This is a genomic window from Neobacillus drentensis, from assembly GCF_036965645.1.
In the GTDB taxonomy this organism is placed as follows: domain Bacteria; phylum Bacillota; class Bacilli; order Bacillales; family Cytobacillaceae; genus Neobacillus; species Neobacillus drentensis_D.
The window spans coordinates 1-12532 of the sequence record NZ_JBALPZ010000245.1; the positions used below are offsets into that span (position 1 = coordinate 1).

11 protein-coding genes are annotated in these 12532 nt (G+C 38.4%); all 11 read right to left on the reverse strand.

Annotated elements, in window-relative coordinates; all coding sequences use genetic code 11:
• Positions 1–159: 159 nt before the first annotated feature.
• The 11 genes from V7266_RS29600 to V7266_RS29650 all read right to left on the reverse strand — a co-directional run bounded on the left by V7266_RS29600 (position 160) and on the right by V7266_RS29650 (position 12390).
• The gene (locus V7266_RS29600; RefSeq protein WP_335472791.1) at positions 160–2187 is read right to left on the reverse strand and encodes an ABC transporter ATP-binding protein; all 2028 of its coding nucleotides are present in this window, start codon (positions 2185–2187) and stop codon (positions 160–162) included.
• Positions 2188–2199: 12 nt separating this feature from the next.
• Complete coding sequence (locus V7266_RS29605; protein WP_335472792.1) at positions 2200–3081, reverse strand: ABC transporter permease; 882 nt, start codon at positions 3079–3081, stop codon at positions 2200–2202.
• A gap of 14 nt (positions 3082–3095) precedes the next feature.
• Complete coding sequence (locus tag V7266_RS29610) at positions 3096–4034, reverse strand: ABC transporter permease (protein WP_335472793.1); 939 nt, start codon at positions 4032–4034, stop codon at positions 3096–3098.
• A gap of 19 nt (positions 4035–4053) precedes the next feature.
• Positions 4054–5706 (reverse strand): ABC transporter substrate-binding protein, encoded by a 1653-nt coding sequence (locus V7266_RS29615; protein WP_335472795.1) that lies wholly within the window; start codon positions 5704–5706, stop codon positions 4054–4056.
• A gap of 12 nt (positions 5707–5718) precedes the next feature.
• On the reverse strand, positions 5719–7056 hold the full coding sequence (locus V7266_RS29620; RefSeq protein ID WP_335472796.1) for an LLM class flavin-dependent oxidoreductase: 1338 nt from the start codon (positions 7054–7056) through the stop codon (positions 5719–5721).
• Between the two features lie 98 nt (positions 7057–7154).
• A complete protein-coding gene (locus tag V7266_RS29625; protein WP_335472798.1) occupies positions 7155–8171 on the reverse strand; it encodes an LLM class flavin-dependent oxidoreductase in 1017 nt (338 codons plus the stop codon).
• 166 nt (positions 8172–8337) lie between these two features.
• Positions 8338–8673: a hypothetical protein gene (locus tag V7266_RS29630; protein ID WP_335472800.1), complete on the reverse strand. Its 336-nt coding sequence runs from the start codon at positions 8671–8673 to the stop codon at positions 8338–8340.
• Positions 8674–8844: 171 nt separating this feature from the next.
• Positions 8845–9756, reverse strand: coding sequence for a LysR family transcriptional regulator (locus tag V7266_RS29635; protein WP_420491519.1), 912 nt, complete (start codon positions 9754–9756; stop codon positions 8845–8847).
• 305 nt (positions 9757–10061) lie between these two features.
• Positions 10062–11120 carry a class III poly(R)-hydroxyalkanoic acid synthase subunit PhaC gene (gene phaC / locus V7266_RS29640; protein ID WP_335472806.1) on the reverse strand — a complete coding sequence of 353 codons (1059 nt, stop codon included), beginning with the start codon at positions 11118–11120 and terminating at the stop codon, positions 10062–10064.
• 97 nt (positions 11121–11217) lie between these two features.
• Positions 11218–11961, reverse strand: a complete 744-nt coding sequence (gene phbB, locus V7266_RS29645) for an acetoacetyl-CoA reductase (protein ID WP_335472803.1) — start codon at positions 11959–11961, stop codon at positions 11218–11220.
• A gap of 39 nt (positions 11962–12000) precedes the next feature.
• On the reverse strand, positions 12001–12390 hold the full coding sequence (locus tag V7266_RS29650; RefSeq protein WP_335472805.1) for a polyhydroxyalkanoic acid synthase subunit PhaR: 390 nt from the start codon (positions 12388–12390) through the stop codon (positions 12001–12003).
• Positions 12391–12532 lie beyond the last annotated feature (142 nt).

Here is a 12532-nt window from a genome sequence, read left to right on the forward strand (position 1 = left end):
TTATGAAGGACACTTCATCTCGGGTATCGCTTATTTTTGTCTTTCATCCCGCTTATGAAGGACACTTCATCTCGGGTATCTCTTATTTTTGTCTTTCATCCCGCTTATGAAGGACACTTCGTACTAGTTATCTCCTGTTTTGTCCTTCATTCCGCCCACTTACACTGGATAATGGCATGCAGCCCAATGACCTTTAGACACTTCTCTAAATATCGGCTGTTCTTCACGGCAACGGGCAGTCGCTGCCGGACAGCGGGTATGAAATCTGCATCCAGATGGCGGGTTTGCTGGTGATGGAATTTCCCCACTAAGAGTAATTCGTTCCCTAAAGAGCGTGGGATCGGCTACCGGGATCGATTCAATGAGACCTTTTGTATAATGATGGGCAGGATGTAAAAACAACTCTTCACTATTAGCCAATTCCACCAATTGACCTAAATACATTACACCGATCCGATCAGAAATATGCCGAACAATATTTAAACCATGGCCGATAAATAAATAAGTTAAATTTCGATCCCTTTGGACTTCCTGCAATAAATTAATGATTTGAGCCTGAACAGAAACATCTAAAGCGGATACCGCTTCATCGGCTAATATAAACTTGGGATTTAGCGCAATCGCTCTAGCAATCGCAATACGCTGACGCTGGCCACCAGAAAATTCATGTGGATAACGATCAAAACTGTTTTTATTTAGCCCGACAATCTCTAATAATTCTTGAACTCTATCATTCCTCTCTTTCACACTAATGTTTTCATGAACTTGAAGAGGCTCTCCGATAATATCCCTAATCTTCCAGCGGGGATTAACAGATCCATAAGGATCTTGATAGATTACTTGCATATCCCTTCGCTTTTCACGTAATTCTCTTGCTCTCAATTTTGACAAATCCTGGCCCTGAAAGAGGACCTCTCCACTGGTAGGTTTCTCTAGTTGCAAGAGAACTCGGCCCAATGTCGATTTTCCACTTCCTGATTCTCCAACCAGCCCAAAGGTTTCCCCTTCATTAATATGGAAAGACACATTATCAACAGCTCTAATATAGGCTGACTGTCGATAAAATAGTTTATTCCCAATAGGATAATATTTACTCAACCCATGAACCTCAAACAATGGTTCACTTGTTACCTCTAAAATCTCTTGATCTTGAGCCATTTCTTTTTGAGGCTGTATATCCACTTTCTCTTCCAGATCTTTATTGACAAGTTTTTCTGATACCTCTTCCGCATACCAACAAGCAGTCTGACGATTATTAACCTCCAATAATGGGGGTGATTCACTTTTGCAGAGATCCGTCGCAAATGGGCAGCGGGGATGAAAATGACATCCAGAAGGTAAGTCAGCTAAGCTTGGAATCGATCCTTTAATAGAATACAGTTTTTTGCTCCTATCACTTTCAACTGTCGTGATCGATTGTAATAATCCATATGTATATGGATGATAGGGCCGTTCAAATAATTGCTTCACATCAGCTTGCTCAACAATCCTGCCAGCATACATCACAATAATTCGGTCTGCCATTTCTGCTGCAACGCCCATATCATGGGTAATTAATAGAATAGACATACCCATCTCTTCCTTCAATTCTTGAAGAAGCTGCAATATTTGCGCTTGAATGGTCACATCAAGCGCGGTAGTCGGTTCGTCTGCAATAAGTAAATCTGGATCACAAGCAAGTGCCATGGCAATCATCGCCCTTTGCAGCATACCGCCAGACATCTCATTTGGATACTGGTTCAAACGGATCTCAGCATCCGAGATACCCACTCGCTTTAGTAAATAAATGGCCCGCTCTTTAGCTTCTAACTTATTGGAATGTTTATGTTCAAGGATGGTCTCCATGATTTGTTTCCCAATGGTAAAGACAGGGTCAAACGCGGCCATTGGTTCTTGAAAAATCATCGCTATTTTTTTCCCGCGAATGGAACGGAGTTTTTTTGGTGTAAGTTTTGTAAGGTCGATTCCATCGATTACTATACTTCCCTCTGCTATTTTTCCACTCTCGTAATCTATAAGTCTCATAATCGTTTTAGATGTTACCGTTTTTCCGCTTCCTGACTCCCCAACGATACAGACCGTTTCTCCAGTTTTAATATCTAATGTTACATCTTTTATCGCAGTTAACTTATTATTGTTACTGGTAAAATCAACCTGTAAATCCTTTATTTCAAGTAATTTCTCCATTTTTTCTCTCCCCTACCTCGTTTTTGGGTCAAAGGAATCGCGAAGTTTATCGCCAATAATATTGATTGAGAGCACGAAAAGCGTAATGGCTAAACCTGGAAAGGTGGAAATCCACCAGGCCACTGTTAAATATCCTCTTCCTTGTGATAGTAAGGCTCCCCAATCAGGAATTTCCTTTATGGTCCCAAGACCCAGGAAACTTAACCCTGAACCTATTAAAATCGAAGTACCAAGACCTATCGTCCCCAAAACTAGAAGCGGTGACCAGGAATTAGGTAAGATATGCCATAGGAATATCCTCCAACTAGGTGTTCCTATTGAACGCGATGCATCTACAAACTTTCTTTTTTTTATACTCATCATTTGTCCTCTCATCACACGTGCATAGCCCGGTATTGACGAAGCAGCAACTGCCAAGACAATATTAAATAAACTAGGGCCAAGAGCAGCAGCTATGGCTAAGGCAAGAAGTATTCCTGGAATAGTCATTAAAATATCGATGACCCTCATTAAGATTACATCAACAAAACCGCCGATATATCCAGCCAATGCCCCAATACTTCCACCGATAATTCCACCTATAAGTACGGATGTTACACCAATAATAAGCGAATCCTGACTTCCATAAATGACGAGACTAAATACGTCCCTGCCAAAATAATCCGTTCCAAACCAATGATCAGCACTTGGCTTACTTAGGATATACTCTGAATTCATATAGGTTGGTGAAAAGGGCGCAATCCACTTTGGAAATACAGCACAGGCAATAATAAAGAGCACAATAACTGTTGATGTGTATAAAAAAAGGCTGGATATGGAGAAGTTCGTTTTCCTTTTCTTTAAAGTCCATTTTGGAACTCGCAGTGTTGTTTCAACATTAACGATTTCTTTCATTTATACTGCCTCCTTTACCTTTGATCCGATCTCCGAACCCTGGGATCAATTATTGAATAGGATAGGTCCACTAGTAAATTGACAATCACATAAACAATCGCACTAAAAAACACAACCCCCTGAATAACAGGTAAATCTTTAGCCATGATGGCATCCGCAACAATCCTGCCAATCCCCTGCCTGGAAAAAACCGTTTCGATGACGACAGTACCAGCCATTAATTCACCAATATTTATACCAATAATTGTAATCGCAGGAATTAATGCGTTTCTAAGGGCATGTTGGTACATAATTACCCGTTCGGAAAGTCCTTTCGCGCGGAGCGTCACAATAAATTGCTCATTTACTACTTCGAGCATGCTCGTTCTTACCATCCGAATGATTAATCCTGCACCTACAAATCCTAGCGAAAGTGATGGAAGGACAAGTGTCTGCCACCCATCTGACCCCATAGCAGGAAGCCAGTTTAAAGAGACGGAAAAAATGAGAATTAATAAAATGCCAGACCAAAATGTTGGCATTGATATTCCAAATAAACCTATTAACCTAGCAATAAAATCAATCCATTTATTCCTGAAGATTGCCGAAAGCACTCCAAATAATAATCCAATTACTATAGAAAATATGGCACTCGTAAGTGTAAGAGCAAGTGTCGCCGGAAAATGTTCTAAGACTTTAGGCAGGACTGGTTCGCTATTGATAATAGATTGACCAAAATCCCCATGTAAAACGTTCAAAAAATAATCAGCAAATTGAATATAAATTGGTTGATCAAGCCCTAGTTCCTTGCGTAAATTGGCCACCGTTTCAGCTGTTGCCGTAGAGGGATCCAGCATAGATAGTACTGGATCACCAGGCAGTAAATAGATGATAAAAAATACAAGGATGAGAGAGCCAAAAATGGATACTAATGCAGAAGAGATTTTTAAAAGAATCTTGTTGGCAAGTGCCACCTATCTCAGCTCCATTTCCTTATTGTTTAATATTTGCATCATTAAATAGCGGATAACCTAATGAATCGAACTTAATTCCGTTAACAGTTTTGGATGCTGCCACGGTATAAGGGAATATATAAATAGGAAGAATCCATGCTTGATCAATGATTTTCTGTTGAACTTTTTTGTAGATCTCTTCTCTTTTTGCTAAGTCTGTTTCAACTGTACCGGCTTCTAACCATTGGTCTATTTCTGGATCGGAACCGCCGCCCAATCTCTTTACAGTTGCCTCTTGTTCGGGAGTTGTTGAGTGATAAAAGGCGAGTAATGCATTTGGGTCTGAATTCACTTGGCTGTTTCCATATAGATCATAATCGGCTTTTTGTTGAACCACTGAAGCAATGTCCTTTGTAATATTTATTTCCACCTTAATTCCAATCTTTTTTAATTGCTGTTGAACCATAACGGCGATATCGTTTCTCTTCTCACGGTTTGGAGTGCCATCGACATATTTTAATGTCAGCTGCTTTCCATCTTTTTCCCGAATTCCATCTGCTCCTTTTATAAACCCTAGTTCATCAAGTAGCAGGTTAGCCTTCTTGACATCTAGCTTACTGTTTTTTTCAAGTGATTCATCATATCCAAAAATACCTGGGGAGAGTGGAGACCATGCCCGCGAATAGGTATTCAAGTAAAGCGTTTTTACGATCGCATCCACATCAACCGCCAGTTGAACTGCTTTACGGGCTTTTACATTATTCCATGGTGTCTTTCTTTGATTAAAAAAGAGGGTATATGGTAAACCAATCGTATTTACTTGAAGTAATTGAGTTTTTGGGTCATTTTTGAGTGATAGAATATTTTGAGGCGGCACTGTTTCAGCCGCAAGTACTTGCCCGCTTTGGACACTACCGATACGAGTGGCCTCCTCTGGAATAATTTTAAACGTAATTTTATCAAGATAAGGTGCGTCTGTATTTTCTACAATAGAAGGTCCCCAATGATAATCTTTATTATTTTCGACTACAATATCTGCATTATCTGTCCAACTGACAAACTTATATGGTCCAGTTCCGACAGGGTGTTTACCAAATTGATCACCATACTTTTCTGCCGCAGTCGGGGAAACAATCCCTAGCATTGCCTGACTTAAATTACTTAAAAACGCCGTTGAAGGAGTTGAAAGATTGATTTTAATTGTGTAATCATCGATTACTTCCGATGATTCATAAGGTTTCAGAAGGGCCACCGCATTTTTTGCTTGGGTTTTTGGATCTAAAATCCGGTCAAAACTATATTTAACAGCCTCCGCATTAAAAGGGGTTCCATCCTGAAACTTGACGTCCTTTCGCAGTTTAAAAGTATAAGATTTCCCATCATCTGAAATTGTCCATTCTATAGCAAGCCAGGGCTTGATCGTATTGTCTGGGGCCTGAACTACTAAGCTATCAAAAATGGTTCTGAATGCTCTAACAGCAACAGCTAAACCGCTCCGTGCAGGATCAAGTGAATCGGGGGAGGTAGCAAGCGCATAGGTCAATTCGCCTCCAGACTTGGGCTGTGTCTCAACTTTTCCGTTTGTATCTTGTGAATTGCTATTTTTTGTCCCGGAACTGCTGGCGCACCCCGATAACAAGAGTAAAAAGGCTAACGAAATAGGAATAAATTTTTTCCATTTTATTAATCTCATAACAAGCGCCCCTTATCTATTCTCCACTGTATTTTTCACATATTGATTTTCTGGATACGGAAGTCCCAAGTTCCCTCGTAATGTTTCTGCTTCATACTCTGTCCGGAAAAGACCGCGTTTCTGAAGGATTGGTACAACATGATCGATAAAACTTGATAGATGACTAGGAACATTAAAGTGGATAATAAATCCGTCTGCCCCCCTCCCTTCAAACCATTCCTGGATGCGGTCTGCAACCTTCTCAGGTGTTCCAATAAACGGTGTACGAGGTGTGGCTGATTGTAAGGCTACTTGTCTAAGCGTAAGATTTTTCTCCCTTGCCTCCTGCTTAATCCGGTCTGTTCCACTTTTAAAGCTATTAGAACCCAAATCCCCTAATTCCGGAAATGGTTCATCTAATGGATATTGAGAAAAATCATGATGTTCGAAAAAGCGTCCTAAGTAATTAAGTGCCTGTTCAATAGATACTAAATTAGCAATCTCTTGGTATTTCTCCTCAGCCTCTTCTTCTGTCCTCCCCACGATTGGCTCAATCCCAGGTAAGATTAATATTTCATCGGAATTTCTACCAAAAGCGGCTGCTCTGTTTTTAACATCGTGATAAAATTTCTGTGCTTCCTGTAATGTTGGATGACCCGTAAAGACAGCATCAGCTTCTCTCGCTGCAAGGTCCTTACCTGCTTCTGATGAACCTGCTTGAAAAATAATCGGCCTACCTTGCTTTGATCGCGCAATATTAAGTGGACCTTCGACTGAGAAAAAATCCCCTTTGTGATTAAGTTGATGCAATTTTTCAGGATCAAAGAAAACCCCAGATTCTTTATCACGGATAAATGCATCATCCTCCCATGAATCCCATAAGCCTTTGGCTACCTCTAAATATTCAGCTGCTATCCGATATCGTTTAGCATGATCAGGATGTTCTTCAATCGTTTTGCTATAATTTAATGCGGTTTTTTCTAATGGTGAAGTAACGAGATTCCAACCTGCCCGGCCCTGACTAATATGATCCAAAGAGGAAAATTGCCGTGAAACTGTAAATGGTTCACTATAAGAAGTAGATACGGTTCCCGCAAGACCGATTCGTGAAGTAACACCAGCAAGTGCCGATAAAATCGTTAACGGCTCAAATCGATTTAAAAAGTGAGGCAAAGATTTCTCGTTAATATGCAGGCCATCCGCAATAAAAACGAAATCAAATTTAGCCCTTTCCGATTTTTGAGCTTGCTCTTTATAAAAATCAAAATTAACACTAGCATCGGTTAATACCTCTGGATGCCTCCAAGCCGCAATATTTCCCCCCACCCCATGAATAATGGTTCCTAGTTTTAATTGTCTCTTTTTTGTCATCACAATTTCCTACCTCTCGCTCATTTGATTGTTTATAATTCCTACCTGAATAGTTGGTTTTTGTGTTTAAAAAATAATGAAACTCTTCGTTACGAATCTCATCTACTTAAAGATTGAATAGTTAAATTGTCCGTTTTTAAAGGGCTTAGCAATTGAAATGATTGAAATCTTGCTGCTTCTTGTTCAATGGGTGTATGTATGATAAATTCATCCACCTGGTACGTTTTTTGAAGTTGATTTAAAACTTCCGTTATATAGGCTGGTGTTCCCGCAATTATGTCTGCTTCTTGTTCAGTGATTTCATAGGGTTCACCTGATTGCTTTCCAAAGAATTCCGCCTGCTCCTGGGATTGAACAGTTACAGAGCGGCCGCTCTGTAGACGAACTTTGACTATTTTTCTGTTCCCTATCAATTGTTCTGCCTCTGCTTGAGTAGGTGCAGCAATAACCGCCAATGATATGATCAATCGCCCATTCGGAAAACTTTCCCGATATAGATTTGCGGCTTTCTCTAGTACACTATCATCACTATTAATAAATTTAGCGAATACAAATGAAATTCCTAAATCTGCTGCAAGCCGTGCACTGTTTGCACTTGCACCAAGGAGAAAAATTTCTGGCTTTTCCTGGGGAACTGGAGTTGCTTGTATACCTGCCAGGGGATGACTGCCATCCACTGTGTTATCAATGAGGTCAACTAAAAAAGAGAGCCGCTCAGAAATGTCATTACCATCATTGACCGTTCCATACTGTAGGGCTTTTGTGGATAAAGGGAGACCACCTGGTGCTTTTCCAATCCCAAGATCCACTCTTCCTGGGGCCAGATTTGATAAGACATGGAAGTTTTCAGCCACTTTATATGGACTGTAGTGTTGAATCATAACTCCCCCAGACCCAACTTGAATGGTCTTGGTTTGAGCCAATAAATAGGAAATCAATACCTCAGGTGACGATCCTGCTAGTTGCTCTGCATTATGATGCTCTGAAACCCAAAAACGTGAGTATCCCCATTCCTCTGCTTTTTTGGCTAATAAAACCGTTTGTTGCAAGGCATGTGAAGCATTTGTTCCTGGAAAAATTGGACTCTGATCTAAAATTCCCAACTTATAACTCATTGATATTACCCTCCATTTTTCCGACTTTACCAATCAGAAAAGTTTGTTTTGATTTATTGTTTTTTATCCTACACCGGTAATGAGGACATCGCAATACCTTCTCTGATAGGAAAATTGATGTATTTGATAAAAAAATTCTATCCACTAGATAGCGATAATGAAAAACTTATTTCTTATCATTAACAAAATCATTCAGCCTTTTAGTAAGACCTCCATGACCAAATCTAATAAATTTAGATGAATGAGGTTCATTTAATTCCTCTTTAACAGAATCTAGAAAGGCTAAGAGCTGAATTCTACGAGAATGAATATTAATAATCCCATATTCGTAAAACCATTGATCAATCGTATTATAGATTCCTCTATTCACCCTATATTCTTGATTGCACCAAGTATAAAACTGTAGATCTGGCATATTAAGATATTTAAATGTTCCAAAGGAATTTCGTTTTTTCGTTTTAATAAATGTTCTTACATCATTTACATTTTGCGCTTTCATCATGAACATCCTCCCTTTAAATCCAAGAATACACACTTGAATAGTCGGATTTAAAACAATAATTTTTCAAAGTTTAGTGAAATAAAGTATATATTTAGTTAAATCCTATCACCGAGAAGCTAGAACTTACAATACGTTAACTGATAGAAAAAATTATTCTTTTTATCAAAAATATTAATTAATCGTATATATTCTTTGATTATTAAATTCCTTCACGGACAAAAGAATCTCATCCCAGACCAGCTTATGTGCAAAACCATTGATTAGATGAGCCGCATAAATATGCTGCTGAATCTGCAAGAGATGTGACACATCGATTTCAATAAGATCACCCCGTTGAAGTTCAGCTTGTATACTTAAGGATGGTAAAAACCCTATGCCTTGTTTATTTAAAATTATCGATTTTGCTACCTCAAGGTGATCAACTAGAAATTCTATGTTTGGTTCAATATTGGCTGCTTCAAATAAATGATAAACACGATTCCAGTCAAAAGCCCCGCATTCAAAAAATACCATTGGTTCATTGGCTAATTGTTGAACAGTGATTTTCTTTTGAATCTGAAAGGAGTGCCCAGGGTAAACGACTAGTTTTACAGCATTATTTAGAAGCTCATGCTTTTGCACCCCTCGATGATTTACATCCTTCATGAAGGCGATATCAACCTGCTTTTGCAGCAACCTCTCAAGCAATATCTCGTTCGAAGCTGAAATAAATTTAAATCGAAGCTCCGGATGTACCTTCTTTAAAAAAGTAAGAGCAAATGGTATAAAATATTGTGAGGTTATCAAATTTGCCCCTATGACAATTTCTTCAGGATGGCCTTCTTTTTTTAATAGTTTCTTCCCTTGCTGATAGGTACGAATAATTTGTTCTGCATACGGAATAAAAGCTTTTCCTTCCTCAGATAAGGTCAAGCTTCTCCCTTTTCGTAAAAACAATTCAATACCAAGATCCTGCTCTAATGTTTTAATTCTTGCCGTTACCGTTGGCTGTGATAAGTAAAGGGCTTCTGCAGCTTTGTGAATACTTTCTAGATGAACCACATGCATAAAAGCATCAAGATGATCAATATTCAATTCTAACACCCCTTTTTGACTTGGAATAAAGCGTTTATATCGCTAGTTTACAAAAAATAAAAAAGGCCCCTTCCCGCATCAAGCGTTTAGGAGCCTTTGGTTGACCAATCAGCTAACTACTTTTTGAATTGTCTAAATTTTAACCTAATTAATCAGATAAGTAAAGTAAGAATAATAATTATTTTAATAAAAACCTTTCATAAAAAATAGTTCTTAATCTTGATTATCGGCTAATTTAATATAATCCTTTTTTCATACAAAAAGTGAGTGTTTAAAAACACTCACTTTAGGGTAAACCTGTTTTAGGCTAATGATCAGTTAGAACGTTCAGCTAGCCAATCGCCAATCGTTGGATAAGTAATTTTGGAAGCTTGGCTGCCAAAGGTAATCGATGTATGACCTACAGGCAAATTTTTAAACTGTTTGTCTTTACTAGAAATAGCATCCATCAAGGCTTCTACCATATGAGGCTGGGCAATTAGGTCATTTTGGCCTGCTAAATTAAGTACATTAGCCGTGATATTCTTCAACTCAACCTTGCGGCCGCGAACGACCAATTCCCCTTTAATTAGCTTGTTCTTTTGATAAAAGTCTCTGATCCACTGGCGATAAGATTCACCCGGGAATGGAATACCATCGTTTAGCCATTTTTGTAAAAGTTTAAAGCTCTTAACAAATTTTTCATTATCTACACGATCAACTAGACTTATAAAAGGCCCATAGAAGTTCGCCATTGGCTTTGACAGTTTGTTTCCATAGTCAATCATTTCAGGAGGAATGACACCAAGGGTATCTACTACTTTATCAATATTAAAGTATTTTTCATTTAACATGGCACCATAAGAACCAGAATCTTCAAAATCAAACGGACTTGTCATAAAAATCAGATTGCGAATTGGCAATTCAGGGTAAAGAGCTGCAAAAATAGACGTCATCGTACCGCCCATGCAATAACCAAGAATGGACAATTCATCAACTTTTGATGTTTTTAGGACTTTTTTAACTGCCCGCGGGATATAGTCGATAATAAAATCATCTAGTTTCATATTACGATCTTCATATCCAGGTGTACCCCAATCAAGAAGATAGACGTCAAATCCATTATTCACTAGATATTCTATTAAACTTCCACCTTTAGTTAAATCCAGAACGTATGGTTTATTGATTAATGCATAAATCAACAGTAATGGAACTTTATGTTTTTTCGGCTGTTCAGAAACATAACGATATAATTTCGTTTTATTCTTAGTCCAAATCACCTCTTTGGGAGTAGGACCAACTTCTGGCTTAGGATCAACCGTTAACACCTGGGTTGCCTTTATAACACGTTTCATTTGCTTTCCGTACTCTTCAGGGAGTACGTCAAGAAACATGTCCCAATCATTTTCCGCAAGTACACTCACGAAAGTTCACTCCTTCCTTAGCTTAATTATTATTAACTATATACATAGATTTCTGACTTCATGACAATTACATGTAAAGTCCGCCGTTAATATTAAGCTGCTGACCAGTAATATAGGCTCCGTCACTACATAGGAAAGCAACTCCGCGAGCTACTTCTTCCGGTTTTCCTAGGCGTTTTTGCGGAACTTTTTCAACAATTCCAGCTAGAACTTTTTCAGGAATCGCTTGAACCATTTCAGTTCCGATAAATCCAGGGCAAATTGCATTAACGGTTACATTTGTTTTAGCTAACTCAAGAGCTAAAGATTTTGTGTATCCAATAAGTCCAGCTTTTGCTGCTGCATAGTTAGTTTGACCAAACCCGCCAGCTTGTCCGATGATGGATGAAATGTTGATAATACGGCCTGCATCTGATTCGAGAAGGGAAGGAAGTGCAGCAGATGTTGTGTTGTAAACACTGTTTAGATTAACATCGATTACTTTTCTCCAATCCTCAGAACTTAGCTTTTTAAATGTACTATCTCTCGTAATACCTGCATTATTGACCAAAATATCTACTCTTCCGAAATGCTCGATGGCTTCCTGTACAAGATGGGCAGCTTCCTCAGTATTGGAAACATCTGCACGAACTGCATAAGCTTCTCCACCGATTTCATTAATATCGGCAACCATTTTTTCTGCTAATTCTTCACGAGAAACATAGTTAAGAACAATTTTTACACCCTGTCTTGCAAGTTCCATAGAAATCGCTGCACCAATGCCTCTGCTGCCGCCTGTTACAATAGCTACTTTACCAGTTAAATTCGTCATGTTATTATCCCCCATTGGTTGTTAGTATGTAGGTTATTCTTAAGCTTTTAAAGCGGATAGAATTTGATTCAGTTTTTTATCTAGATTCTTCATTTCGGATTTCAATTCAGATAATTCACTTTTAAATGAGACTTGATTGTCAGTGCTATCCAGTTTATCCTCGAGCAGTTCTTCTAAGCTATCGACCTTTGCATCAACATTAACAATTTGAGCAGACAAGTTGGCTAGATCCTTGCGGGATGGCAGATTACCAAGTTCTAGATATTTTTCTGTTGTTTCATCAATAAATTTTTTAAATTGCAGATTGAAGTCCAACAGTTGCCCGACTCCCTGAGATGGAAAGGACTCCATGATTTTTTCATCGTATAAATTACTAGACTGATTATAAAGATCTTTCCAAGCTTCAAAAACATTAAAATTTGTTGTCAATTTTATTCCTCCTTAACTTTTTTCGACATTTTAATCATACTAACATCTTTCAAACATTTAAAGAACAAACATTAAAAAAAATCAAAATATATTATTGCATATTACGACAAATTTCTAACCTCTATGTGAATTACATATATAG